Source organism: Actinokineospora sp. HUAS TT18 (genome assembly GCF_051364635.1).
In the GTDB taxonomy this organism is placed as follows: Bacteria; Actinomycetota; Actinomycetes; order Mycobacteriales; family Pseudonocardiaceae; genus Actinokineospora.
In genome coordinates this window covers 6178642-6203467 of record NZ_CP195645.1, presented here as the reverse complement: position 1 = coordinate 6203467, position 24826 = coordinate 6178642, and the positions used below count along the sequence as shown (strand labels likewise).

Annotated in this window: 23 protein-coding genes and 1 tRNA gene; 13 read left to right on the top strand and 11 right to left on the bottom strand. The window is 70.1% G+C overall.

The genetic code is table 11. The annotated features are described in order from the left end of the window. Positions 1-459 precede the first annotated feature (459 nt). The gene (locus tag ACSHT8_RS28855; protein WP_436494251.1) at positions 460-720 is read left to right on the top strand and encodes a hypothetical protein; all 261 of its coding nucleotides are present in this window, start codon (positions 460-462) and stop codon (positions 718-720) included. Continuing rightward, positions 717-2561: a recombinase family protein gene (locus tag ACSHT8_RS28850; protein WP_436502214.1), complete on the top strand. Its 1845-nt coding sequence runs from the start codon at positions 717-719 to the stop codon at positions 2559-2561. Before ACSHT8_RS28855 ends, ACSHT8_RS28850 begins: the two co-directional genes overlap by 4 nt. On the opposite strand, the gene ACSHT8_RS28845 is transcribed toward ACSHT8_RS28850, so the two are convergent. After that, positions 2515-2587: transfer RNA gene (locus tag ACSHT8_RS28845), tRNA-Ala, on the bottom strand. The genes ACSHT8_RS28850 and ACSHT8_RS28845 overlap by 47 nt on opposite strands. A 120-nt stretch (positions 2588-2707) precedes the next feature. On the opposite strand from ACSHT8_RS28845, the gene ACSHT8_RS28840 reads away from it, so the two are divergent. Further along, positions 2708-4021, top strand: coding sequence for a phenylacetate--CoA ligase family protein (locus ACSHT8_RS28840; RefSeq protein ID WP_436494249.1), 1314 nt, complete (start codon positions 2708-2710; stop codon positions 4019-4021). A 410-nt stretch (positions 4022-4431) separates the two neighbouring features. Here the strand turns inward: ACSHT8_RS28840 and ACSHT8_RS28835 are convergent, their stop codons facing one another. Both ACSHT8_RS28835 and ACSHT8_RS28830 read right to left on the bottom strand, forming a co-directional pair. Continuing rightward, a complete protein-coding gene (locus ACSHT8_RS28835; RefSeq protein ID WP_436494247.1) occupies positions 4432-5217 on the bottom strand; it encodes a thioredoxin domain-containing protein in 786 nt (261 codons plus the stop codon). 14 nt (positions 5218-5231) lie between these two features. Next, the gene (locus tag ACSHT8_RS28830) at positions 5232-5675 is read right to left on the bottom strand and encodes a MauE/DoxX family redox-associated membrane protein (protein WP_436502213.1); all 444 of its coding nucleotides are present in this window, start codon (positions 5673-5675) and stop codon (positions 5232-5234) included. Positions 5676-5752: 77 nt separating this feature from the next. On the opposite strand from ACSHT8_RS28830, the gene hrpB reads away from it, so the two are divergent. The 4 genes from hrpB (at position 5753) to ACSHT8_RS28810 (ending at position 9625) form a co-directional block, all read left to right on the top strand. Next, positions 5753-8242 (top strand): ATP-dependent helicase HrpB, encoded by a 2490-nt coding sequence (gene hrpB, locus ACSHT8_RS28825; RefSeq protein WP_436494245.1) that lies wholly within the window; start codon positions 5753-5755, stop codon positions 8240-8242. Continuing rightward, on the top strand, positions 8239-8739 hold the full coding sequence (locus ACSHT8_RS28820) for a GNAT family N-acetyltransferase (protein WP_436494243.1): 501 nt from the start codon (positions 8239-8241) through the stop codon (positions 8737-8739). The genes hrpB and ACSHT8_RS28820 overlap by 4 nt, the downstream gene beginning before the upstream one ends. A gap of 21 nt (positions 8740-8760) precedes the next feature. After that, positions 8761-9222 (top strand): DUF2127 domain-containing protein, encoded by a 462-nt coding sequence (locus ACSHT8_RS28815; RefSeq protein ID WP_436494241.1) that lies wholly within the window; start codon positions 8761-8763, stop codon positions 9220-9222. A gap of 181 nt (positions 9223-9403) precedes the next feature. Continuing rightward, positions 9404-9625 (top strand): hypothetical protein, encoded by a 222-nt coding sequence (locus ACSHT8_RS28810; protein WP_436494239.1) that lies wholly within the window; start codon positions 9404-9406, stop codon positions 9623-9625. 6 nt (positions 9626-9631) lie between these two features. Here ACSHT8_RS28810 and ACSHT8_RS28805 read toward each other — a convergent pair whose 3' ends face one another. The 4 genes from ACSHT8_RS28805 to ACSHT8_RS28790 form a co-directional block, all read right to left on the bottom strand. Further along, positions 9632-10585, bottom strand: coding sequence for a sphingomyelin phosphodiesterase (locus tag ACSHT8_RS28805; RefSeq protein WP_436494237.1), 954 nt, complete (start codon positions 10583-10585; stop codon positions 9632-9634). Between the two features lie 13 nt (positions 10586-10598). Next, positions 10599-12611, bottom strand: coding sequence for a neutral/alkaline ceramidase (locus ACSHT8_RS28800; RefSeq protein WP_436494235.1), 2013 nt, complete (start codon positions 12609-12611; stop codon positions 10599-10601). 301 nt (positions 12612-12912) lie between these two features. Further along, positions 12913-13398 carry a hypothetical protein gene (locus tag ACSHT8_RS28795; RefSeq protein WP_436494234.1) on the bottom strand — a complete coding sequence of 162 codons (486 nt, stop codon included), beginning with the start codon at positions 13396-13398 and terminating at the stop codon, positions 12913-12915. A 78-nt stretch (positions 13399-13476) separates the two neighbouring features. Then, positions 13477-16203, bottom strand: a complete 2727-nt coding sequence (locus tag ACSHT8_RS28790) for a helix-turn-helix transcriptional regulator (RefSeq protein WP_436494232.1) — start codon at positions 16201-16203, stop codon at positions 13477-13479. A gap of 223 nt (positions 16204-16426) precedes the next feature. Between ACSHT8_RS28790 and ACSHT8_RS28785 the strand changes: the two genes are divergently transcribed. Then, positions 16427-18634 carry a hypothetical protein gene (locus ACSHT8_RS28785; protein WP_436494230.1) on the top strand — a complete coding sequence of 736 codons (2208 nt, stop codon included), beginning with the start codon at positions 16427-16429 and terminating at the stop codon, positions 18632-18634. Between the two features lie 104 nt (positions 18635-18738). Next, complete coding sequence (locus ACSHT8_RS28780) at positions 18739-19197, top strand: SixA phosphatase family protein (protein WP_436494228.1); 459 nt, start codon at positions 18739-18741, stop codon at positions 19195-19197. 1 nt (position 19198) lies between these two features. On the opposite strand, the gene ACSHT8_RS28775 is transcribed toward ACSHT8_RS28780, so the two are convergent. Further along, the gene (locus tag ACSHT8_RS28775; protein WP_436494226.1) at positions 19199-19687 is read right to left on the bottom strand and encodes an SRPBCC family protein; all 489 of its coding nucleotides are present in this window, start codon (positions 19685-19687) and stop codon (positions 19199-19201) included. Beyond that, a complete protein-coding gene (locus ACSHT8_RS28770) occupies positions 19684-20025 on the bottom strand; it encodes an ArsR/SmtB family transcription factor (RefSeq protein WP_436494225.1) in 342 nt (113 codons plus the stop codon). Before ACSHT8_RS28770 ends, ACSHT8_RS28775 begins: the two co-directional genes overlap by 4 nt. Before the next feature lie 222 nt (positions 20026-20247). Here ACSHT8_RS28770 and ACSHT8_RS28765 point away from each other — a divergent pair, with 222 nt between their 5' ends. Then, positions 20248-21462, top strand: coding sequence for a lytic transglycosylase domain-containing protein (locus ACSHT8_RS28765; RefSeq protein WP_436494223.1), 1215 nt, complete (start codon positions 20248-20250; stop codon positions 21460-21462). A gap of 63 nt (positions 21463-21525) precedes the next feature. Continuing rightward, on the top strand, positions 21526-22458 hold the full coding sequence (locus ACSHT8_RS28760; protein ID WP_436494221.1) for a hypothetical protein: 933 nt from the start codon (positions 21526-21528) through the stop codon (positions 22456-22458). Positions 22459-22501: 43 nt separating this feature from the next. Here ACSHT8_RS28760 and ACSHT8_RS28755 read toward each other — a convergent pair whose 3' ends face one another. Continuing rightward, positions 22502-22834 (bottom strand): DUF4333 domain-containing protein, encoded by a 333-nt coding sequence (locus ACSHT8_RS28755; protein WP_436494220.1) that lies wholly within the window; start codon positions 22832-22834, stop codon positions 22502-22504. A 53-nt stretch (positions 22835-22887) separates the two neighbouring features. Then, positions 22888-23481, bottom strand: a complete 594-nt coding sequence (locus ACSHT8_RS28750; RefSeq protein ID WP_436494218.1) for a TetR/AcrR family transcriptional regulator — start codon at positions 23479-23481, stop codon at positions 22888-22890. 47 nt (positions 23482-23528) lie between these two features. Here ACSHT8_RS28750 and ACSHT8_RS28745 point away from each other — a divergent pair, with 47 nt between their 5' ends. Together ACSHT8_RS28745 and ACSHT8_RS28740 are read left to right on the top strand one after the other, a co-directional pair. After that, positions 23529-24443, top strand: a complete 915-nt coding sequence (locus ACSHT8_RS28745) for a GNAT family N-acetyltransferase (protein WP_436494216.1) — start codon at positions 23529-23531, stop codon at positions 24441-24443. Positions 24444-24484: 41 nt separating this feature from the next. Continuing rightward, entirely contained in the window at positions 24485-24823 is a 339-nt protein-coding gene (locus ACSHT8_RS28740) for a VOC family protein (protein ID WP_436494214.1), read from the top strand. The last annotated feature ends 3 nt before the right edge of the window (positions 24824-24826 follow it).

Below are 24826 nucleotides of genomic sequence, written 5' to 3'. Positions count from 1 at the left end.
AACCTCGGCCCGCAGGCTCCAGGCTGACCGCTCGTCACCACGAACCAACGGCTCGCCAACGCGGTTGCTGGCGACCGGAGATGGCCCCGCCCGGAGCCTCCGCGGTCCGGCGGACAACGAGGGCGCGCGGCCGTCCAGTTCCGCAGCGGGGTGAACTATGGCTCCGCAGAGAAAGAGAAGGCAGAGAAACCGCCGCACCGCCAATACTCAAGGCGTTGTGATCCGAGGCATTCGCCACGATCCACCCGATATTCGCAAGCTCGCAAAAGTCATCGTCAGTCTCGCAACAACAGCAACACAAGACGAAGATGCACCTAAAATCGACCGCCCAGAAGCGGCGTAAATAACTGCGGCATATCGAGGTAATATTTTGAATTAAACAAAAGGAGATGCCCACTTTTCGAGGCAAAAGCCATTTGTGGCGATCTCCCATTCCGAACTAGACGAGAAGAGCGTGGGATGACCGGCGCGACCGCAGAACCTTCCGACAACTCGAGCGAGGGTGTTTCCCCCGCAGTGCTATTGGCGGCCTCGACCGCGGTGGAGCCGAAGCTTCGGGTCGTCACCTATCGGCGCGTGGCATCACAAGCCCCGGCCACGGCCGCCTCCCTGGAGGCGCAGCGCGCGGCGTGCCAACGCCTTATCGAGCAGCTCGGCCTTCACCTCGTTGACGTTTTCATCGAGCCCGAGCACTCGGCGACCGAGGCGAGTGTGCGATGACCAGTGCGTACGACGATCTCGTCGACGAACTGCTGGGAGATGATGAGTTGCTGGCGGATGGCGCTCTTCCGGCCGTCCTGTCGACCGTCGCCGAGGCAGTCGAGCCGGGCAGCCGGGCAGTGATCTATCTGCGGGTGTCATCGGCTGGCCAGGTCAAGAACGACTACGACCCGGAAGGCATCTCGATACCCGCCCAGCGCGTCAAGTGCCAGCGCAAGGCCGAGCAACTCGGCTTGACGATCATTGATGAATACGTCGAGCCGGGTCGCACGGCAACCGAGATGTCGAAGCGAGTCGAGTTCCAGCGGATGCTCACGCGAGTACGCAACGCCGGCGACGTCGACTACATCATCGTCTACAAGCTGTCCCGAATGGCGCGCAACCGGCTCGACGACGCCATCGTCATGGCTGATCTCCGCAAACGCGGCGTCACCCTCGTCTCGGCCACCGAGTCGATCGACGACTCGCCCGTCGGTCAGCTCATGCACGGCATCCTGGCGACTTTCAACGAGTACCAGTCGCGGGAGTCCGGCGCGGACATCGCGTACAAGATGAAGCAGAAAGCCAAGAATGGCGGAACGATCGGCCGCGCGCCTCTGGGCTACCTCAACGTTCGCGACCGGTTCGACGGCCGCGAGATCCGCACCATCGCCGTCGATCCCGAGCGTGCTCCCTTTGTCCAGCTTGCCTTCGAGCTCTACGTCACCGGTGACTACTCGTTGGAAGACCTGTCCGACGAGCTCTACGATCGCGGCCTGCGCACCCGGCCCACCGGTCGCCATCCCGCCAAGCAGGTGTCGATCAACAAGCTCTCGATGATGTTGCGGGACCGCTACTACCTCGGGTACGTGGAAGTCGATGGCGAGGAGGTCCAAGGTCGTCACGAGCCGCTCATCGACGATGACCTCTTCGATCGCGTCCAGGATCTCCTCGAATCCCGCTCCACGGCAGGAGAACGCCGCCGCGAGCACCCCCACTACCTCAAGGGCTCGCTGTTCTGTGGACGCTGCAAGCGAGCAGGCATCACCCAGCGGCTGATCGTCCAGCACACCGTCAACTCACGTGGCAGCGAATACACCTACTTCTTCTGCCGCAACAAGCAGAACGGCAGCTGCGAAGCCCCGCACATCAACGTCGCCCTCATCGAAGACGCAGTGGAAAACCATTACGCGACGATCCGCTTCAGCGCCCAGTTCGTCGCCACCGTCCGCGCCGAGGTCGCCCGCGCCATCGACGAGCAAGAAGCCTCCGAGCGACTGCTCCACAAACAACTCACCACCGAGTTGCAAGCCCTGGACACCCGCGAAGAGAACCTCATCGAACTGGCGGCCGACTCCACCATCGGGCAGGAGAAGATCAAGACCAAGCTTCGCGAGATTGCTCGCCAGCGACGACGCCTGACCGAACGCCTCACCACCACGACCGAGAACCTCTCCGACAGTGCTCGGCTCATCGAAGCCGCGCTCACGCTGCTGGAGAACCCCCAAGAGCTCTACCGCCGATGCGACGAACAGCAACGCCGCATGCTCAACCAAGCGATCTTCCACAGCATCTACGTCGATGACGACCAGATCGCCGACCACAGCCTCCGGGAGCCCTTCGCACACCTGCACGCCGTCCAGAGCGACTGGCAGACCACCGACGTGACTCTGCCGGAACCACGAACGGACACCCGGCCCCGAAATGCCAAAAGGGCCGCCTCCCGAAAGGGAGGCGGCCCCGTGGCTACCAACGGTGTCCAGGTCCTACTGCGTGGCGTTGTTTCGGTGCCGTGTTCTAGTAAGACCCCTAGGGTGGAGCTGAGGGGACTCGAACCCCTGACCCTCACACTGCCAGTGTGATGCGCTACCAGCTGCGCCACAGCCCCGGGTCGGTCACGTTCGGGAGGGGGCTCCCTGGCGTGCTGCGCATACGTTACAACACCCGGTCCGCCGGGTTGAAATCGGGGGTCTTCACAGGACGCCCGCGGACTGTTAGACCGGTGATCGTGACCGTACTGGACAGCGTCGTCCCGTTGGTGGACGTACAGGCCGAGGGCATGGATCCCGGGCAGCGTCGTGAGGTTCAGGAACGCAGGCTGCGTGAGCTTGTCCAGCGGCTGCTGGAGGCCGGTGGCATCCAGGCCCAGCGGCTGCGGGACTGCGGAGTGCGGCACGCGGGGGATGTGGGGCTTGATGATCTGCCGCGGTTGCCGACGGTTCGCAAGTACGACCTCTGGGAGCACTACCCGCACGGGTTGAGGGCCGCGGACGCCGAGGACATCGTCTGCATCCATGGGTCATCGGGGACGGGCGGGCGGCCGACGCTGGTGCCCTACACCGCCGGGGACCTGGACATCTGGGCTCAGGTGATGGCGCGGGCGCTCGGCGGGGCCGGGGCGACGAAGCGCAGCGTGATCCACAACGCCTACGGGTATGGACTGTTCACCGGCGGGCTCGGGATCCACCATGGCGGGATCCGACTGGGCGCGACGGTGGTGCCGCTGTCCGGCGGGATGACCGACCGGCAGATCCGGCTCATCCAGGACCTGCGGCCCGACGTGCTGGCGTGCACCCCGTCCTACGCCATCTACCTCGGCGAGGCGATGGCCGCGGCGGGGGTCGAGCCGACGAGCCTGAAGGTCGGGCTGCACGGCGCGGAGCCGTGGACGGAGGAGATGCGGGGCCAGATCGAGCGGCTGCTGGGCATTCGGGCCCTCGACATCTATGGGCTGTCGGAGATCATCGGGCCGGGCGTGGCGTGCGAGTCGCTGGACTCGGACGGGATGCTCAACGTGGCCGAGGACCACTTCTACGTCGAATGCCTGGACGACGAAGGCAACCCTGTACCCGATGGAACGCCTGGTGAGCTGGTGTTCACCACGTTGACCAAGACGGGGATGCCGCTGCTGCGCTACCGCACGGGCGACGTCGCGACGCTGGCAGGCCCGGTCGCCGGTTCGCCGCGCACGCTGCGGCGGATGTCGAAGCTGCTCGGGCGGACCGACGACATGCTGGTGGTGCGCGGGGTGAACGTGTTCCCGACCGAGGTCGAGGCCGTGCTGCTCGCCGATGACCGGGTCGGCCCGCACTACCTGATCATCGAGGACCGCCGCGACCCGGCACGGCCGGAGCTGCGAGTGGCGGTGGAAGCGGAAGGCGACCCGGCCGGCGACTTGGACCGCGCGCTGCGGGAGCGGCTGGGCATCGGTTGTGACGTGCGGGTTGTTCCGGCGGGCACCGTGCCGCGCGTTGAGGTGGGGAAGGCTCGACGAGTGGCGCGGTGGACCGGAGGTGAGGCGCCGCTGCCCGGCTTGGACTGACGGCCTGAACTGGCGATCCTAGGTTCGGCCACTCCGGGCGGTACCGGCCCGGGCGACGCCGAGCCAGGCTGAGGCAAACAGGGCCGAAATGGGCCGTGCCGTACCGGGTCGCGCCGGCTTGCCGGGTGGGGCCGATTAGGGGACGCCGAGCCGACCCAGTCCGAGGCGCCGGACTATCGCCGGGCCGGGAGGGCCGGGAGGTCCGTGCCCTGGTGGCGCTCGATCGCGCTGGGTCAGCCGGGGAAGGCCGAGTTGGGGCCGCGACGGGCGATCGCTCGGCCAGGCCGGGCTTGGTCGGGACGGTTGCCGAACCAGGCGGCCAGCCGGGCCGGGGTCTGATCGGCGAATCCGACCCCGGCCTGTCCGGCGAGCCCCCCGAGTCGCGTCGACCGGATTGCCGCGTCAACAGGTCAGCCGGTCAGCTTGTCCAGCCAGTTCGGGTCGGAAGTGTCGATGGGCTTGCCACCTGTCGCCAGGGTGGGGGTGCCGAAGCCCTTCTGACCATTGCCGAAGTCCTGCTGCAGCGCCGGGTCGGTCCGGGCCTTCTGGTACTCCGAGCTGACCAGCGAGTCGTACTTGCCCGACCGCACCCCGTCCGCGAACGCAGGCGACGTCAAGCCCACGGCCTTGCCCAACTCGATCAGTTGGTCCTTCGTCCACCCGCGCGCGCCTTCCGCGGGCTGGTCCTCAAACAAGCTCTTGTGGAACGACAGGAACTTGCCCTCGTCCGCGGCCAGCAGCGCGGCGTTCGCCGAGTCTGTCGAGTAGCCCTCGGGGTCCGATCGGTTGTTCAGCAGGTTGACCACGTGATACCGCACCTTCAGCGTCCCGTCCGCGATCTTGCCCTCGATCGCCGGGGCGAACTGGTGCTCGAATTGGGCGCAGATGGGGCAGAGGAAGTCCTCGTACACGTCCAGGGTCGCCTTGGCTATGTCCTTGCCGACCTCGATCACGCCGCCGTCGCGCTTAACCGGGGCGTCGATGGACACCGTGGCGACCTTGATGGACTTGTCCTGGGTGGCGTTCTTCTGGTTGTTCGTATAGATCACCCCACCGATGACCGCGCCCGCGATGAGGACCACGGCCACCACCCCGAGGATGATCTTGCTCCGGTCCGGCCCGACCGCACGGGCCGCCGCCACCGTCGAAGGGGCCGTCTGCTTCCGCTTGCGAGCGCTGCGCTCCGCTCCACCCACCTGCCTGAACCTTCCTAACTCGCGTTCATGAACCGGCCGTCGACCGACAGCCAGGTTCGGGGTCGAACCGTCAACCACACCGCCATCGCCAGGAAGCCGATGTCGCGGGCCAATTCCAGCGGGTACTTCGTCTGTCCCTCGGCGACCGGGCCGCCGCCGCCGAAGCAGCCGCAGTCGATACTCAGGCCGCGGGCCCACGACTGCGCGACGCCCGCGATGAACGCCAGCAGCAGGAGGGCCGAGGCCACCGCGACCAGGCGGGTGCCCAACCCGAGCAGCAGCAGCGCCCCGAGCGCGAGCTCGAGGAACGGCAGGCCCGCGGCCACCACGCTGACCAGCGGTCCCGGCAACACGTCATAGGCCTGCACCGCGATGAAGGTCTGGTTGGGATCACTCACCTTGATCCACCCCGAGACCAGCCACACGGCCGCGAGCCCGAGTCGGAGCAGGGTGCCGATGCCGTCCAGCACGGACGCCTTGGTCACGGGGCGGACGCTACCGGCTCACGCTGAGTGCAGCCTGAGAAGCTGGGGGCATGGACCTCCCGGTGCGCGCGGCGCTGCCCGAGATCACCCGCACGGTGCTCGGGCACGGCACGGCGGTGCTCGTGGCGCCCCCGGGCACCGGCAAGACGACGCTCGTGCCGATCGCCCTGGCCGAGTCCGGCAAGGTCGTGGTCGCCGAGCCGCGCAGGCTGGCCGCCCGGGCCGCCGCCGCGCGGATGGCGTCGCTGCTGGGCGAGCCGGTCGGCAAGACCGTCGGGTACGCGGTGCGCGGCGACCGGAAGGTGTCGAAGGACACCCGGATCGAGGTGGTCACCTCCGGGCTCCTGGTGCGGCGCCTGCAATCCGACCCTGAGCTGTCCGGTGTGGACACCGTGCTGCTCGACGAGTGCCACGAACGCCACCTCGACGCCGACCTGCTGCTGGCCCTGCTCCTCGACGCGCGCGACGGGCTGCGGCCGGACCTGCGGCTGCTGGCGACCTCGGCCACCGTCGCCGAGGACCGGCTGGCCGCGCTGCTCGGCGATGCGCCGATCATCCGGGTCGACGCGCGCACGTTCCCCGTCGAGACGCGTTACCTGCCACCGTTGCGAGGCGAGCGCATCGAGGCGTGCGCGGCGCGGGCGACCAGGGCCGCACTGTCCGAAGGGGACGGTGACGTGCTGGTGTTCCTACCCGGCGCCGCCGAGATCCGCCGGGTGGCCACCGCGCTCGCCGGACTCGACGCCGACGTGCTGCCGCTACACGGCCGCCTGCCCACCGCCGACCAGGACACCGCCCTGACCCCCGGCCCACGCAGGCGCGTCGTGCTCGCCACCGCCGTCGCCGAGTCCAGCCTGACCGTGCCCGGGGTGCGGGCCGTGGTGGACGCCGGGCAGTCGCGGGTGTCGCGGGTCGATCATCGGCGCGGACTGTCCGGGCTCGTGACCGTCCGCGTCTCGGCGGCGGTGGCCGACCAGCGCGCGGGCCGAGCGGGCCGCGAGGCGCCGGGGCGGGTGTATCGCTGCTGGCCGGAGCACGAGCACGCGACGCTCCCCCGCTACCCGGAGCCGGAGATCCGCACCGCCGACCTGACGCGGCTCGCCCTGGAACTGGCCTGCTGGGGCACCCCCGACGGCAGCGCCCTGCGCTGGTGGGACGCACCGCCGGCCGGTCCGCTGACCGCAGGCCAGGAGACCCTGCGCGCGCTCGGCGCCCTGGATGGGGACACGGTCACCGCGCGCGGAACCGCGATCGCGCGGCTCGGCCTGCACCCGCGCATCGCCCGCGCCCTGCTCGACGGCGCCGCCGAACTCGGGCCGCGGGCGGCCGCGGAGGTGGTCGCGGTACTGGACGACGACACGTTGGTCGACTCGACGGACTTGGACAGCGGGTTGCGCGCGCTGCGGTCGGGCACGCCGAAGTCGGCGCGGTGGCGGAAGGAAGTGAGCAGGCTGGCCCGGCTGGCGGGCGCCGATCCGGCCGACTCGCGAAGACGGGGAGACGGCACGAACTTGGAGGCGGGCAGCCTCACCCAATCGGGAGACGGCAGGCCGCACACAGCGGCGAGCGGTGTCGGCAAGGTCGATCCCGCCCTGCTCATCGCCCTCGCGCATCCCGAGCGGCTCGCCCGTCGGCGTGGCAAGGGATCGCAGGTCTACCTGATGGCGGGTGGCACCGCCGTCGAGTTGCCGCCCGGCAGCGGCCTGGGCGATCCCGAATGGCTCGCCGTCGCCGTCGCCGATCGGACGCCCGGCGCCGCCCACGGCCGGGTCCGCCTCGCCGCGCGGGCGGATGAAGAGCTTGCCGTGACCGCTGCTCCCGCCCTGGTCAGCACGGTCGACGAGGTCGTCTGGGTCGATGACGTGCGCGCCCGTCGGGTCCGCAGGCTCGGCGCGATCACCCTCCACGAACGTCCCCTCCAAAACCCTCCAGCCGAAGCCGTCCGCCAAGCCCTCAAAGAGGGTCTCCGCAAACACGGCCTCACCCTCGTGAACTTCAGCGACGGCGCCCGCTCCCTCCGCGCCAGGCTCGGGCTCCTGCACCGCGTCCTCGGCGACCCCTGGCCCGCCGTCGACGACGACTCCCTCTTGGCCGCCGCCGACAGTTGGCTGGGCTCCGCCCGCTCCCGCGCCGATCTCGGCAGGCTCAACATGACGGACGCCTTGCGCGCGCTTCTGCCGTGGCCTGCCGCCTCGCGGTTGGACGAGTTGGTCCCCGAGCGGCTGGAGGTGCCGTCCGGTTCACGCGTTCGGGTGGATTACAGCGGTGACAAGCCCGCGCTGCCGGTGAAGGTCCAAGAGGTGTTCGGCTGGACGGACAGCCCGACCGTGGTCGACGGCAGAGTGCCGGTCGTCCTGCACCTGCTCTCCCCCGCAGGCCGCCCGACCGCCGTCACCGGTGATCTCAAGAGCTTCTGGACCACCGGATATCCCCAGGTACGCGCCGAGCTCCGGGGCCGCTACCCGCGGCACCGCTGGCCCGAGGACCCCACGACCGCACCGCCCACGAGGCACACCATCCAACGGAAGGAACCCCGATGATCCGCCCAGGCCGCCCGTCCGACTTCGACACCCTCCTCGGCTTCTTCGACGGCGCCGTCGAGTGGATGGTCGCCAGAGGGCAGCCCGGCCAGTGGGGAACCGAGCCGTTCTCGACGCAGCCCGCGCAGGTCGAGCGGGTGCGCGGGATGTCGGAGAACCCGGGGCTGTGGATCTCGGAGGTCGACGGCGAGCCCGCGGGCGCGCTGCTGCTCGACGCGCCGCCCGAGTGGATTCCGGCGGTGGACGAGCCGGAGGTCTACGTCCGCCTGCTGATCACCGCCCGGAAGTTCACCGGCCGCGGCGTCGGCTCCGAGCTGCTGGACTTCGCCCGCGAGCAGACCAGGGCCGCGGGCATCGGCCTGCTGCGCGTGGACTGCTGGGCGGGCGCGGACGGCGAACTCGTCGCCTACTACGTGCGCAACGGCTTCACCCCGACCGAGACCTTCACGGTCAAGGAGAACTGGCACGGGCAGGTTCTCGCGCAGCGCCTGGACTGAGGTTCGGGGCATCCTGACCGGGTGAACCGAATCCTGCTTCGCCTCGCGGTGCTCGCCAAGGCGCTCGACGGCGGTCTGCAGGTGCTCGCCGCTCTGCTGCTGGCGGCGGTCCCACCCGCGGTCATCACCGGCGCGGCCAACGCCGTCATCAGTCGCGACTTGGTCGGCGACCACAACGGCACGCTCGCCCACCACCTGTCCCGCGCGGCCTACAGCCTCGCCGAGGGCCGCACGTTCGCCGTCGTGTTCCTCTTGGCGCACGGCCTGGTGAAACTCGGCATCGCGTGGGCGCTGCACCGGCGGATGGTCGCGGTGTATCCGGCGGTGTGCGCCGCGCTCTCCCTGTTCGTGGGCTACGAGGTGGTGCGCGGCATCCGCACCGGGTCGGTGGGGCTGTTCGCGTTCGCCCTGCTCGACACCCTGGTGATCGCGGTGATCGCCCGCGCGTACCTGCGGGAACGGCAACCCGTCCAGGTGCCGTAGGCGCGGCTTCGTTGTCGGTCGGTGACCGTCCCGGTACTATCTGCTGCACGTGCAAATGCACGTGCATCTGCGGTCGACCGGCCTTGAACGCAAAAGGCGGCCCCCTGCTGGAACAGAGGGCCGCCTCGGGTGCGGAGCCGCACGAACTCGCGTGTGCCAAGAAAGTGAGGTCGTCCGCACCATGACGATAGAAGACTCAGCGGGCGGTGCGGACCACCGGGCCGACGCCAAGACAGCCGATCCGGAGAGCTGGCCGGGACTGGCCTACCGCGTCCTGCAGGGGACATGGCGGCCACTGGTCAAGGCGCTGCTCTTCATCGCGGTACTGGCGCTGCTCGGGGTCGCGGCCGTCGTCGTCATCGACGGCAGACTCGGTCTGGGCCCGGTGGAACTGGAGCGCTGACCGGGTTCAGTACGAGACCGAGGCGAACACCGGGTAGTGGTCGGACGGTTCACCCTGGCCGAATCCCAGCGTCCGCACGGTCCCGACCGACGCGAGCGGCCTGCCCGCCGACGCCGTGGCGCCGATGTAGTCGAGGACGTCGCGGTAGGTGGCGCCGCCGTTGGCGCGGGCGATCGAGTTGGTGACACCGTCGTAGGTGTGGCCCTGCACGGTGGCGCCGACGATCGGGCCACCCAGAGCGGCCGACGCCTGCTCGACCTGGGTGCGGCCCGCGCTGTCCAGCCGCGACTTGCCCGCCCAGTACTCGACGTTGAGGTCGCCGCCGACGATCACCGGTTCACCCGATGGGGCGTACTTGTCCACGAGCGCACGGAGTTCGCCGAGCTGGCCCATCCGCACCTCGTGCGACTTCGCGATGGAGAACGGCGATTGGTCGGCCTGCAGGTGCGTCCCGGCGACCCACACCGCGCGGCCGTCCTTGACCACACGGACCAGGGCGGCGCCCTTGTTCGAGTAGTAGTCGGCGGTCGGCCAGAACGAATTGCGATAGACCAGCTGGTGCTTGGCGGTGATCGGATACTTGCTCAGCACGGTCACGCCGCCGTTGACGACGACCAGACTGTTCGAGCAGTTGCCGTTGACCGTGGTCCAGCCCGGCGACGTCGAGCAGTACTGGCCGACGAGCGGCGTCTGCTGCGGCCACCGATCGGCCAGCCTGCCGCGCAGGGACTCCGCCTCGGCGCTGAACGCCTCGGACAGGATGACCACGTCGGCGTCGGCGGCGCGGATGGCCGCCTCGGCGTCCTTCGCGCGCCTCTCCTTGGCCGCGACGTCGCCGTCGGCGACGCGGGGAAGCTGATAGATGTTGAACGCCAGCACCGACACCGTCGAGGCCGGGGCGGCGTGCGCGGGCGTGGCGACGGCGAGCAGGGCCGCCGCGGCGAGCAGAATTCGTTTCACGTTCGGCATCCCATCAGCTCACGGTGAACGGATCGGTGGTTCCGGTGAACGGGGTGATGGCGCCGGTCCAACCACTCTTCCAGTCGCCGTGGTGCACGACCCGGTAGCGGCCGGGCGGGGTGTTCGCGGGGATGTCCCAGGTGATCGTCGCCTCCGAGTTGGCGATGCCGACCCGCGCCCACCGGTACCGGGTCGACCAGTCCCCGTCGTCGGCCACGCGCACCCACTGGCCCGCGATCTCGCGCTGGACCTCCATGAAGGTGCCGTTGCGGTGCAGGTTGTTCTTGGGGTGCCCGGTGACGAACTTGGCCGTGACCGTCTGGCCGCGCTGGTAGCCCGCGGCGGGCTGCGTCAGGACCTGGCCGAACCGTTGGAACAGGTCCTTGTCGTCGAACACGACCCCGGTTTGCAGGTTCAGGTCGGTGAACGGCGGCTTGCCCGGCGTGGGACCCGCCGCGAGCGCGGTGCCCGCTTTGAGCGACTGAGCCAACTTGGCGAGTTCCTGCTGGTAGGCGGGCAGGGTGTTGCGGCCGAACAGCGTCGAGCCGCCCTCGTACTGCTGCTTGTCGTACTCCTCGGGCGTGGTGACGTACTGGCTGTAGTCGTTTGCGTAGGCCTGGATCAGCACGTTCTCGATCGGCACGCCCAGTTCGGCGGCGACGGTCCGGCGGATGCGGAGGCCGGACACGATGGTCACCTCGGCGGGCATCGCGACCAGGTGCAGCTGACCGAGTTTGACGATCTGCAGCGGCAGGATGTTCGGCGTGGCCTGGATGAGGCCGGTCGGCACCAGCGTCGCCTTCGGGTACTGGCAGCCCTTGACCCACTCGGGCACGGCGACGTTCAGCGGCTCCAGCAGCGCGGCGATCGGGGAGGTCATTCCCTCGGTGAAGCCGGGAATGGCCGGGCCGTCCTCGACACTGCCCGCGAGCGTGGACGCGCCGACGACACCCGGGCACGTGCGCTTCGGTGTGCCATCGGTGGTGTAGCGGCCCTCGACGTCCACAGTGGACATGTCGACGAAACGCATCCGGTAGTCGACACTGCCGGACAGCGGGGTCTGCGGACCGTTGTAGACCTCTTGCGCCTTGGCGTTCTGGCGTTCGCCGATGACGCGGGTGTTCTCGAACTCGTCCTCGGTCGGGCCGGATCCGGGGCGGAGGTTGAGGTTGGGCGACATGTCGCCCGCGTTGGTGTTCGGGAAGGCCGCGACGAAGGCGTTCGGGTCGTTGTCGAGGTAGCGGACGCCCTTGTGGTCGTGTTCCCACTGATAGGCGGCGTAACCCTTGTTGTCCGGGGTGATCAGGGTGTTCTCGTTGGTGACCGAGGTGTTGTGGGTGGCGAACCAGGCGATGGAGCCGACGTCGGTCGCGCCCTGCTTGAAGCGCAGGACGGTCATCGCGGGGTCGATCGCGTTGGGGAAGTTCGCCTTGTCCTCGGCGGGGTTCGCCTCGTAGGCGACTCTCGACCGGTTGACGCTGGCGTTGGTGAGTTCGCCGCGACCGAGGGAGATCGTGCCGGGTTTCAGGTCGTTGTGGGCTTCCACCACGGACTCGACTATGCCGTCGACGATGGCGTTGAAGGTCTGCTCTTGGAAGCCGAGGATGGAGAGGTTGTAGGCGAGGTTGTGGGAGTAGCCGCCTGGGCCCGAGTGCGTGTGCGTGGCTGAGAGCAGCAGGTTTTCTTTAGTGTAGAGGTCGCCGTAGCGGGGCTTGAGCTTGGCCAGGACGCCTTCCTGGACCGCGCGGAAGATCATGGCGAGGTCAGCGTTGACGTAGGCGACTCGCTTGCCCGTGGACTGGTCTACGGCGATGAAGGCCCTTGACCGTTGGCGTTGGTGGATGCCGGAGGTCTTCTGGTCGAAGGCCGAGTAGCCCATCATGCCGTTCTCGGCCGCCGGGCCGGTGACGTCGGAGATGCCTCGGCCGATCAGGTAGGTCTGAGGGGCGGCTTGGGCTGTGGGGATGGTGACGACGAACGCCGCTGCCAGTCCGGCTACGGCGGTGGCGACGATCGGTCGGCGCATCGGTTACTCCCAGGTACGTGAACTGGATTCACTTTTCTGGAAGATACGTGACCCAGCCCACCTTGGGAAGCCCCAACCAACGCATCGCGACGCCCCCGGTGCCACATGCCTGTTTGGGCGGTTCGCCTTGAACGGGCCTGAACTCGCTGTGTGGGTGGGGTTCCTTCGCCCCACCTTTCACCCACACAGGCCCATTTTGGAGGGGTCCCCGAATCAAGGCGAACCGCCCAAACAGGCACGCCAAGAGACTCGGGCTAGCGGCACCAGCGCCGTGCGAACTCCGCCCACAGCCAGAAGATCATCACGACGCCACCGCCCGGAAGAGTTCGATGCGGTCGGGACCCGGAAGCAGTGCGGGGTCCTCGCCCGGCAAGAGTTCCATGCGGTTGATCCGTTCCTGGCCGTTCTCCAGGGACTCCACCGACTCGGCCTGGCTCACGATCACCGCGCTGCGGCGCTGGGGCTGCCACAGCACGAGGACCCTCGAGAAACCCGGGTGGTCGCGCATCGCGGGGGCGATTCGGTCGCGGTTGGCGCGGTCCGCCGCCGCCTTGACCTCGGCGCTCAGGGGGCCGTCGAAGTGCAGGAAGGCCGCGACGCTGGTGGGGGCCGGGCCGGACTCGTCGGATTCGACCTCGTACCACTCGGCGGTGGGGTCGGCGGCGGCCGCGGCCTGGGTGTCGAACAGGGAGACCGCCACCTCGTCGTCGCCCGCGAGTCTGCGGTAGGTGTGGGTCTCGACGGCGTCGGGGGCCGTTTCGGTTGATTTGTGGATTCGCGCGTACATCGCGCTCACCTCCTCCGTGTCCCCTCCGACGGTCGTCGCTGAGGACGCCGGGGGGATCCGGGGAAGTACTGAGGTGGACTACGTGAACCCGTTCTCGGCCACCCACGCCGCGGCCTGGGCGCGGTTGGCGACGCCGAGTTTGCCCAGCACGTTGCTCACGTGGGTCTCGACGGTCCGCTCCGACAGCACCAGCTTCTCCGCGATCGCCCGGTTCGGTGCGCCCACGGCGAGCATCCGCAGCACCTCGCGTTCGCGGGCGGTCAGCGGTGCCGCCTCGTGCTGGGCCTGCCGGGCGCGGCGGAGGACCTCGTCGGCCGCGGCCACGGTCGGGGCCATCCCCAGCCTGCGCGCGGTCACCGCCGCCTGGCCCGCGAGTCGGGCCGCGCGGGTGATCTCGGTGCCGCGGCCCTCGACGAGCACCTCCGCGAGTGCGACCTCGGCCTTGGCACGGAACGGCAGCGCGCCGATGCGGCTGTCCATGGTGATGGCGTCCTCGAAGTGCCGGATCGCTGCGTCCCGGTTGCCGAGGAACAGTGCGACGCGGCCGAGTTGGCGGGACACCGACCCGATGCACACCACGGTCCCGGCGCCCGAGGCCAGGTAGTAGCCCTCCATCGGCAGCAGTTCGACGTAGAGGGCCTCGGCGGTCTCGCGGTCGTCCAGCGCGCGGGCGAGGACCGCCGCCGCGGCGACAGTCGGCAGCCAGCGGCCGTCGCGGGCCAGAGTCGGCAGCACCGGGCGGAGTCGTTCGTAGAGTTCGCGGGCGGTGTCGAGGTCACCCACATCGGCCAGGAAGCGGCCGACGCTGGCGTCCACGACCGGCAGGGATCGGCCGATCGTGGTCAGCCGGGCCACCTTGGCCGCCAGTTCGCCGCCGCGGCCCTGGAGCCTGCGCAGCTCCATCCGGAACGCGACGTCCAGCATGATCGCGCTGAAGTCGCCGAGTTGTTCGGCCACCGCCAGTGCCTGGTCGGCCTCCTCCTCGGCGCGGTCGAACGCGCCGACGAGCACCGCGCGCACGCCCGCCGAGCGGTGGTAGTGCCAGTGCGCGTTGAGCCAGCCGATCCGGTCGGCGTAGAGCCGGAGGTGGGCGAGTTCGTCGTCGAGCACGGCGATCGTGCCCAGTTGCAGCGCGGCGTCGATCCGCCAGACCCGCGCCCACAGCTCGCCGTCCGGCGGGCCGTCGGCGCCCAGCGCGAGCATGCGCCGGGCCAGTTCCAGCCGCTCGGTGACCCACCACGGTCCCGCCAGTACCTGTTGGCGGGCGCGCAGCGCGTCGGCGATCGCGAGCGGGTCGCCGGTCCGCTCGGCCAGCGCGAGCGCGACGCGGCTGGGTTCCTCGGCCTGGTCGGCGTGCACGACCTGGGTCATGGCCAACGCGCGCTGCGCCAGCACCCGCGCCCGGCCCGCGTCGTCGGCCACGACGTCCAATGCCTTGTCGCACAACGGGATCAGCCGGGGGCTGGCGTCGTCGATGCCCCGCACGGTCAGCGCGGCGCGCACGAGCTGGTCCGGTGACGCCTCCAGCGCGACGGCCGTCTCACAGCGCCGCAGCGCCTCCTCCGACCGGCCCGCCCGGTAGTGCATGTCGGCGGCCTCCAGCAGCAGGTCGACACACGGCTCGCGCAGCACCCCGAGCGCGGCGTCGAGCAGGTCGGCGGCGCGGTCGTAGGCCAGACGCGAAGCCGCTTTCGCCGCCGCGGCACGGCAGGCGCGCACCGCGGCGGCCCGGCTCGCGCCATCGGTGACCGACCTGAGCCGGTGGGTCACCGACTCGCCGACGAGCACGCCGGACTCGATCGCCTCGGCCAGGTCTCGGTGCAGGCGCACGCGATCGACGGCGGGCACCCCGTCGTAGACCGCGTCGCGGACCAGCGCGTGGGTGAACGCGATCCGATCGCCGCAGCGCAGCAGCCCGCCCGCGGCCTCAGCGCGCCGCAGCACCGTGTCGACCGGCGCGTCGACCAGCACCGAGACCTCGTCCGGCGCGCTGTCCGCGCCGACCACCGAGCACGCGGTGACGAGTTCGCGCACCTCGTCGGGCAGCCCGTCGAGCTGGGCGGCGACGATGCCGCGCAGGTGCTCGGGCACGCCGAGCGGCCACGCGCCGGACTTGGGCGCCGGACCGGTGCCGTCCGCGGCGAGCAGCGCGGCCAGCAGTTCCCCGACGAACAGCGGAATCCCGCCGGACACGCGGTGCAGCACCGGCACCCACGACGGGTCGACCCGCCCGCCGACGAACGCGGCGACCTCGTCCACCGTCCACGGCCGCGGGGCGAGCACCTCGGTGGCCGAGTCGCGGCGCAGGTGCGCGACCGCGGCGCGCAAGGCGGGCCGCTGCTCGTCGTCGCGGTAGGTGGCCACGACAAGCAGCCCTGGCCTGCTGACCGCGAGCCGCAGCAGCGTCAGCGTCGACTCGTCTGCCCAGTGCAGGTCCTCCAGCACGACCGTGCCGGTCACCTCGCGCAGCAGCAGGTCGTATTCACGCAGCCTGCGGGCCGCCGACAACTGCGGACTCACCTCAGCGCCGCCGTCGAGATCGAGCCGCGCGGCCAGCGCGGGCCGGTCGCCCAGCGCCTGCCACCACGGCCACAGCGCGGGCGCGCCCTCGTCCGGCACGCAGGTGCCGCGGGCCACCGGCAGACCGTGTTCGACCGATCGGGCGACGACGTGCTCGACCAATCGGGTCTTCCCGATCCCGGCCCGGCCGACGACGAGCAGCACCGCGCCGCGGCCGGAGCCCACGGCGTCGACCGCGGCGTCGAGCCTGGTCAGCTCGCTGTCGCGGCCGATCACTTCGGACATGCCCGCGATTGTCGTCCGCACCGACGGCTTCCCGAAAGGGCGGTGACTCTCCGGTGTTTCGTCCGTGACAAAGACCCACCAATCGGACGGTAATGGATCCATTACCCAAAGCGACCCTTTAGGTGGGCCGGCCCACCCAACCATCGGCGCAAAAGGAAGGGATTCGGTCGCGATGCGTTATCGAAGACCCCAACGAGTGCTAGCCGTTCTGACGACAGCCGCCGTGGCAAGTTCTTTGGCCACGGTCCCGGCTGTCGCCGCCCCGGTCCCGGGGCTGAACGTCCTCTACACGACGGACGCGGACTTCGACCAAGGCGCGCTGCAGGACGTCAACCACGACGCCCCGAACAACAACCAGCTCCAACTCAACCGCACGAGCACGTTCTTCCCGTACGTCAACGTCGCCGCGTCAGCGCGCGGCACCATGATCCGCATCGACGTCAACACCGGCGAGATCGTCGGCGAGTGGTTGTCCGCGCCCGACGGCCGCGGCCGCAACCCGTCGCGGACCACTGTGGACAAACTCGGCAACACGTGGTTCTCCAACCGCAACGAGAATGAGGGCGGCAAGGGATCGGTCACCCGGGTCGGGGTCATCGTCGGCGGCTCCCGGGTCGACGCGGGCGGCAACCCGGACGCGAACGGCGACTACCTGGTGGGTCCGTTCGCCTACAACACCTGCGAGGACCGCGACAACGACGGCAAGTACGCCACCACGCGCGGCCTCGGCGACATCCGGCCGTGGACCAACGCGGGCGGCGCGGACAACAACGGCGGCGTCACCACCGCCACCGACGAGTGCTTGATCAACTACACCCGGGTCACCGGCACGAACACGCGCACCGTCGCCGTCGACGCCAACAACGACCTGTGGACCGGCGGCGCCGACACCGACCACGAGAAGGTCGACGGAGCCACCGGACAGCCCGTCGCGGGCACGCAGATCAACTACGGCTGCGGCGGCTACGGCGGCCTGATCGACAAGGCGGGCACACTCTGGTCCGCGCGCTACGGCAACAACCTGCTGCGCTACGTGCCCTCGACGAACACCGGCACGTGCCTCAACGCCAGCCACGGCGACTACGGCCTCGGCATGGACCCGATCACCGGCGAGATCTGGCACACCAACGTCGCGGGCAACCGCGTGGTCAAGCTCGCCGCCGACGGCACGATCCTCGGCGCGTTCCCGCACGGCAGCGAGAACGCCCAGGGCATCGCGGTCGACCGGGACGGCAACGTGTGGGTGGCGCACGCCTTGTTCGGCGCCACCACCATCGGCCACCTGCGCACCGACGGCACCTACGTCGGCAACGTGACGCTGCCCGGCGGCAACGGACCCACCGGTGTCGCCATCGACACCAACGGCAAGGTGTGGGTCACCAACATCAACAGCAACAACACCCAGCGCATCGATCCGAACGCCGGTCCGATCGGCGGCGGCGGGTTCCCGGTCGGCGCGGTCGACATGACCGTCGACCTCGGCGCGGGCTCCGGCCCGTACAACTACAGCGACATGACCGGGTCGGTGCTCGGCGAGATCACCGCGCCGGTCGGCACGTGGTCGGTCGTGCAGGACGGCGGCGTCGCGGGCCAGACCTGGGGCAAGGTCACCTGGAACACCGAGCCGCAGGGGTCGGTGCCCCCGGGCACGTCGATCACCGTCGAGGCCAGGACGTCCGACACCGAGGCCGGACTGGCGGGTGAGACGTTCGTGCCGGTCAGCAACGCCACGACGTTCGCGCTGACCGGCCGCTACATCGAGGTGCGCGCGACACTGCGGGCCAATGGCGCGGGCGACAGCCCGGTGCTGTCGGACCTGCGGATCCAGACCTCGCAGCGGACCGGCGTGTTCTCCTGCCGGGCGCGCGCGCTCAACGTCGCCGGGATCATCCTCGGCGAGGCCAACCCGCCGGACGTGCCGTGCGTGGACGACAGCGAGACCGTCGCCAACGTCAACCTGAACGCGGGCATCCTCAACGTCCGGGCCAACGCGGTGCACGGCAGCACCAACCTGACCCCGGACAACCAGCAACAGCCGCCGATGGTGAACGACAACGCCACGGCACACGCCCAGGTCGACTCGACGAGGATCGGCAGCCTGCTGGTCTCCATCGAGCTCGGCGTCATCACCGCTGACGCGTCGGTGACCTGTGTGAACGGACCCAACGGGCTGCAACCGCAGCTCAGCGGCTCGTCCCACATCGCCAGCCTGAAGATCAACGGCGTGTCCGTCACGGTGGGCAGCGCGCCGCTGACGATCCCGCTGGTGATCGGGTCACTGAAGCTGAACAGCACCGTGGTCAGCGGCAACACGGTGACCCAGCAGGCCGTCGTGCTGGACACGCTCCTGACCGACGTGGTCATCGCCGAGGCGAAGGCCAACTTCGAGGGCAAGCCTGGCACCCCGAACGGGAATCCCTGCCAGGTCTAGTTGACGCCGACGGGCGTCCGCCGGGTGGCGGGCGCCCGTCGCGCTTAGCGTGGTTTCTTGTGGAACCTGGTTCGATAGGGGGACACGACGAGGAGGCCACCCGAATGCCGCGCCTGGTGATCCTGCGACACGCGAAGTCCGCCTGGCCGGAGGGGGTGCCCGACTACCGGCGGCCCCTGGCCGACCGCGGCCGCGTCGAGGCTCCCGCGGTGGGCAAGTGGCTGGCCAAGCACGTGCCCGACATCGACACCGTCCTCGTCTCCCCCGCCACCCGGACGCGGCAGACGTGGGAGCTGGTGTCCGCCGAACTCGGCGAGGCGCCGGAGGCCCGGTTCGAGGAGCAGCTCTACGGCGAGGGCGCCGACGCGATCCTGGCGCTGCTGCGCTCGCTGGACGCGGCCAAGACGGTGCTGGTGGTCGGCCACAACCCCGACCTCGAACTGCTCGTCGCCGCGCTGACCGGCGAGCAGCCGGTCCTCAAGACCTCGACGCTGTCGGTCGTCGACTGCGCGGGCGGCTTCAAGTCCGGCAAGCTGGTCCGGACGGAGAAGATCCGGCCCTGACTCAGCCCTTGGCCAGGAGTTCGTCGAGCTGCTCGTAGCCCTGGATGACGCCCGCGTCCATGCCGCTGGCCAGCATGGCCTCCCGCGCCTCCATGGTGTCCACGACCGCCAGCGACGTCACGCGGGTGCGGCCGTCGCCGAGGTCGGTGAAGGTCATGGTCTCCAGGCTGACGCCATCGGGCATGCCGCGGTAGGTGAAGGTCTGCACAAGCCGCTCGTTCTCGCGGGCCTCGTGGAACGAGCCGTAGAAGGCGGCGACCTCCTCGCCGTCGCGCCACGCGGTGTAGCGGTAGCAGCCGCCGGTGCGGGCGTCCCACTCCTCGATCCGCATCTCGATGTCGCGCGGGCCGAGCCACTGCTTGACCAGGTTCGGGTCGACCCACGCACGGTAGACGCGGTCGCGCGGGGCGTCGAACTCCCGGGTGATGGTGATGGTCGGCAGGGCCGGGTCGGCTTCGATGCGGGTCTCGTTCTTGGTCTTCGCGCTCATGATGCTTCTCCTTCTTCGTGTTCGAGGTTCGCCAGGACGTCGTCGAGGCGGGCGTACCGCTCCTGTGCCTGGCGGCGGTAGCGGTCGACCCAAGAGGTCATCAGGTCGAACACCTCGGCTTCGAGGTGACACGGCCTGCGCTGCGCGTCGCGGCTGCGGCTGACCAGCCCGGCGTCCTCCAGCACCTTCAGATGCTTGGACACCGCCTGCACCGACACCGCGTACGGCGCGGCGAGCTGGCCGACGGTCGCGTCGCCGAGCGAGAGCCGGGCCACGATGTCCCGGCGCGTCGGGTCCGCGAGGGCCGCGAACACTCGGGACAACCGGTCGTCTTCCACCACTCGCTCCTTCTTCAACCACTTGGTTGAGAACGAAGTTACGCCCGACCGTCCGCGTTGTCAACCATCTGGTTGAGAAAGGCTGGAGTTGTCACGCCGCAACAGAAACCACGGCGGTTCGGCTCTGGATCAGCGGACTTTTGGCCGCCCGCACAAGAGGCTGATGATTTTCTTTCCACGATCGGGCACTGTCGTGCTGCCAGCACGCACAGCGAGGTGATCATGGCCAGGCACCGCAAGCCCGTGCCGCCCAAACGGCGGCGTCCCCACCGAGTCGCCGGGATCATGACGGCCGCCACCCCGCTGGCCGTCCTGCTCGCCATGGTCACCAGCGACGGCACCGGCACGCCCGGCTTCGGCCCGTCCGGCGCGCTCACCCCGACCGGCCCGTTCCCCGCCGACGACGAGATCGCCGTCAACGGCGCGCTCCCCGGGCCGCCGCTGACCGAGCCGGTCAAGCCCGCCGACCCGATCGCGGCGCTGCCCGCGGGCGGCGCGGGCATCCCGGAAATGGTGCTGCGCGCCTACATCCGCGCCGAGACGCTGCTCGCGGGCACCCAGCCGGACTGCCACGTGACGTGGTCGCTGCTGGCCGGGATCGGCCGCATCGAGTCAGGCCACGCCCGCGACGGCGCGCTGCGCGAGGACGGCGTGACCGTGTCGCGCATCCTCGGCCCCGCGCTCGACGGCAACGGCTTCGCGTCCATAAAGGACACCGACGACGGCGTGTACGACGGGGACACCGTGTGGGACCGCGCGGTCGGCCCCATGCAGTTCATCCCGTCCACCTGGGTCCGCTACGGCGCCGACGCCACCGGCGACGGCACCGCCGACCCGCACAACATCTACGACGCCGCCGCGTCCGCCGCGCGCTACCTCTGCGCGGGCGGCGGCGACCTGCGCGACCCGAAACACGCCGCCCGCGCGGTGTTCCGCTACAACCACTCGGACAAGTACGTGGCCGACGTGCTGCGCTGGTCGGCCACCTACGCGACCGGCGTCACCGCGATCCCGGTCGACCCGGCGAAGGCCAAGGAGTCCGACACCGACGTCCGCGCGCTCCCCGCCGCGGTGGACCCGAACCTGATCGTGCCGGTGGCCGGGACGCCGACCGCGCCGCTGCCGGGCACTCCGTCCCTGCCGGGTGCACCGTCCCTGCCGGACGTCATGCTGCCCGACACCGGCCTCCCGGCGCCGCCCCCTCAGCCCGCGCCGCTGCCCGGAGTCCCCGCTCCGGCACCGGCTCCCGCGCCCGCTCCCGCTCCGGCTCCCGCGCCTGCCCCGGCACCCGCCCCAGCACCTGCGCCCGCACCCGCGCCGTCACCTTCGCCGTCGCCCGCGCCGTCGCCGTCGCCAAGTCCGGCGCCTGCCCCGAATCCATACCCCGGCACGGGTTACTACGACTGGACGGTCTGGCTGCCCTGGCACCCGCGCTAGCGGTTTCGCGACACTCGGCTGTGACCTGGGATACACACGGTTAAGTTGAGCGATGAACAACCCGTGCTCGAGAACTCATCGGCCGGTCTGGTCATGCTCGACCCAGGCGTCGCCGTCACCGTCACCCGCGAGGAACACCACCAGCGCGCCCTCTCCCGCTACCCGATCACCTCCGACGTCCCGCGCCGGGTCGCGGTGGAGCTGCGCTGGTGCACCATCCAGGCAGGCAAACACCAGGGCCACCGCGCGATCGAGGTCCACCTCGACGGCCACCGCGTCGGCGAACTCACCTACGCGATGTCCCAGCGCTACGCCCCGGCCGTCAACGCCGTCACCGCGCGCGGCGGCCGCCCCGGCTGCCAGGCGGACCTGTTCCTCGGCAAGCGCGGGATCGAACTGACCCTGCGCCTGCCCCGCCAGTCCGACATGGCCGCCACCCGCGTGGCCCCGTCGTGGCCGACGTCGGCCCCGCCGCCCCGACCGCCCAGCCCGCCGGTCCCGAGCCCCCGCAAGCCGTCGAACAAGCTCCCGGCCTGGATCGCCACGGGCGTCGTCGGCGTGGTGATCTTCGCCGCCGCCATCTCCGGCGGAGACGACACCCCATCCGACTCCCTCGCCGCCTCCTCGACGACGACCACCACCCGCACCACGACAACGACAACCACCACGACGACAACGGTTCCGCCCGCCCCGACAACCGAGCCCGCCGCGGTCCCCGCACCCGCGCCCGCCCCGGCTCCCACCACCAAGCCCCGCCCGACGACAACGACGAAGCGCACCACCACTCCCCCGCCACCGCCTGCACCGAAGCCCACGACGGCCAAGCCCGCACCCGCGTGCCACCCCAACTACACCCCGTGCGTCCCCATCGCCTCCGACGTCGACTGCGCGGGCGGCAGCGGCAACGGCCCGGCCTACGTCACCGGCCCCATCCGCATCCTGGGCGCCGACCCCTACCGTCTCGACGCCGACAACGACGGCATCGGCTGCGAGTGACCCGCGGACCGAAGGCGGAGCCGTCATGAGGGGGGTCGCGCTCCTACGCGGGCGGCGCGACCTCGTACTCACCGTCATCCGTCCGGATGGTGACCGCTACCTGCTTCGTGCTGCCGTCGATATCCACGACGCACTTGAAACCCTGCCCTGAACGGACCTCCTGCCGTGGGGGACATTCCACGTTGTCGACGTTCTCGATGTTGTACTTGTCCACCAAGATCGACCGAACGCCGCTCTCCAGGACTGCCTTGTCGTAGACCTTGACCTCGTTACCGACAGCGGGTCCTTCCGGGATGCCTTTGTCGTTGCCGCAGGCCGAAAGCACAAGGGCCGCGAACAGGGCAGAGGCCGCAGAGCCGATCTTCACCGCATCCATGGAACGGAATGTAGCGTGACCACCACACGCCGCTATTGGGGCCACCAAGCGCTCTACCGCACCTGAGCCCCGAGCGAAGCCAGATACTCATCGACCAACCGGACCTGCCGTTCGGCCGGGAACTCGTCCGGGCTGAACAGCGCCTGCACCGTCAGTCCCAGCGTGAACGACTGGACCGCCGCCGCCACATCGTCCGCATCGGACGCCGGCAGCTCACCGAGTCGTTGCGCCGCCACCACGTGCGCACGGATCCGCTCCCGCGAGCGCCCGTACCGACCCGCGTGCCCGGCGGCGAAGTCCGGGTCGGCCAGGGCCGCGTCCCACGAGCCCACCCAGACCCGGTTGTTCGCCGCGGCCTCCGGTGTCAGCGGGAGGATGTCGATCAACGCGGCGCGCAGGGCGGGGAGGCCCTCCGGGGCGACAGGCCGCGGGCGGGCCGCGCGGTGTTCGTCCAGCAGGGTCAGCGCGTGGGCGACCAGGTCCTTCTTGTTCGGGAAGTAGTGCGTGAGCAGGCCGGTCGTGGCGCCCATCTCGGTGGCGACCGCGCGCATGGTCAGGCCGCGGAAGCCGTGTTCGGCCAGCACCCGCCACACCGCGGCGGAAACGTCGCGGCGGCGGGCGTCGTGGTCTCCCTTGTGGCGTGGCACTGGGCCAGGATACTTTCACACAACAGCTGTTATGTGAACGGAGACCCATGCTGGCCATCACGCTGCGCGGCGACACCGAGTTGCGCGCGCTCGAGCCCCACCACGCCGCGGAGTTCCTCGCCCACATCGACCGCGCCCGCGAACACATCGCGCCGTGGGTCGGGGCCGGGTTCGTCGTGTCCGACCTCGACGGCGCCCGCGCCCTGCTCCAGCGCTACGCCGACGGCCAGGCCGCCGACCAGCGGCGCCTCTACGGGATCCGGGTCGACGGCACGCTCGTCGGCGGCACCATGTTCGTCAGCTTCGACACCGGCGCAGGCGTGTGCGAGATCGGCTGCTGGCTGGAGCAGTCCGCCGAAGGCCGCGGGCTGATCACCCAGGTAGTCCGCATGATGATCGACTGGGCCTGCCAGGTCCGCGGTTTGACCCGCGTCGAGTGGCGCACCAAACCCGGCAACACCCGCAGCGTCAACGTCGCCGAGCGGCTGGGCATGACGCAGGAGAGCGCGGAGGTCTGGGCCATCGACCGGCGCAAGACCGAACTCGACCAGCTGACGCACGCCTTCTTCGGCGCGTTCGCCAACACCGAGGGCGAGCCGGACCTCGACGTCATCCGCGGCCTGTTCATTCCACAAGGAACGATCATCAACAACGTCGGCGACGAGCCGGTCGTCCAGGATCTCGACGCGTTCATCGCGCCCCGCCAGAAGATCCTCACCGACGGGACCCTCACCGAGTTCTCCGAATGGGAGACCGCCGAGCGCACGGAGGTCGTCGGCTCGGTCGCGCACCGGTTCAGCCGCTACCGCAAGTCCGGCCGCCGTGACGGCGCGTGGTTCGAGGGCGCGGGCCACAAGACGATCCAGTTCGTCCGGACCCCCGCGGGCTGGCGGATCAGCTCGATGGCGTGGGACGACGAACCGGTCACGAATCGAGAAGCGCGCCCGCCGAGCCGCACGTAGCGTCACCGGCGTCAGGATTTCTCCACCGCAGGAGCGAAACAATGGGCATCAAGACCGTGCTGCACCCCGTCACCGACCTGGCGAAGGCCAAGGAGGTCTACACCGCACTGCTCGGCATGGCGCCGGTCGCCGACGACACGTACTACGTGGGCTACGAGACCGGGACCCAGCACACCGGACTGGTCCCGGGCGGCGGCCCCCAGGGCATGACCGCGCCGGTGGCCTACTGGGAGGTCGACGACATCGAGGCGAAGCTGGCCGAGGTGACCGCCGCGGGCGGCACCGTCAAGGAGCCCGCGCACCCGGTCGGCGGCGGCCGCGTGGTGGCCACGTTCACCGACCCGGACGGCAACGTCCTCGGACTGCTTCAGGACAGCTGACAA

Coding starts and splice junctions, on each gene's coding strand:
- ACSHT8_RS28855 (WP_436494251.1), top strand. CDS start 460: ATGACCGGCGCGACCGCAGAACCTTCCGACAACTCGAGCGAGGGTGTT.
- ACSHT8_RS28850 (WP_436502214.1), top strand. CDS start 717: ATGACCAGTGCGTACGACGATCTCGTCGACGAACTGCTGGGAGATGAT.
- hrpB (WP_436494245.1), top strand. CDS start 5,753: ATGGACCTCCCGGTGCGCGCGGCGCTGCCCGAGATCACCCGCACGGTG.
- ACSHT8_RS28820 (WP_436494243.1), top strand. CDS start 8,239: ATGATCCGCCCAGGCCGCCCGTCCGACTTCGACACCCTCCTCGGCTTC.
- ACSHT8_RS28810 (WP_436494239.1), top strand. CDS start 9,404: ATGACGATAGAAGACTCAGCGGGCGGTGCGGACCACCGGGCCGACGCC.
- ACSHT8_RS28800 (WP_436494235.1), bottom strand. CDS start 12,611: ATGCGCCGACCGATCGTCGCCACCGCCGTAGCCGGACTGGCAGCGGCG.
- ACSHT8_RS28795 (WP_436494234.1), bottom strand. CDS start 13,398: ATGTACGCGCGAATCCACAAATCAACCGAAACGGCCCCCGACGCCGTC.
- ACSHT8_RS28790 (WP_436494232.1), bottom strand. CDS start 16,203: ATGTCCGAAGTGATCGGCCGCGACAGCGAGCTGACCAGGCTCGACGCC.
- ACSHT8_RS28780 (WP_436494228.1), top strand. CDS start 18,739: ATGCCGCGCCTGGTGATCCTGCGACACGCGAAGTCCGCCTGGCCGGAG.
- ACSHT8_RS28775 (WP_436494226.1), bottom strand. CDS start 19,687: ATGAGCGCGAAGACCAAGAACGAGACCCGCATCGAAGCCGACCCGGCC.
- ACSHT8_RS28765 (WP_436494223.1), top strand. CDS start 20,248: ATGGCCAGGCACCGCAAGCCCGTGCCGCCCAAACGGCGGCGTCCCCAC.
- ACSHT8_RS28755 (WP_436494220.1), bottom strand. CDS start 22,834: ATGGATGCGGTGAAGATCGGCTCTGCGGCCTCTGCCCTGTTCGCGGCC.
- ACSHT8_RS28745 (WP_436494216.1), top strand. CDS start 23,529: ATGCTGGCCATCACGCTGCGCGGCGACACCGAGTTGCGCGCGCTCGAG.
- ACSHT8_RS28740 (WP_436494214.1), top strand. CDS start 24,485: ATGGGCATCAAGACCGTGCTGCACCCCGTCACCGACCTGGCGAAGGCC.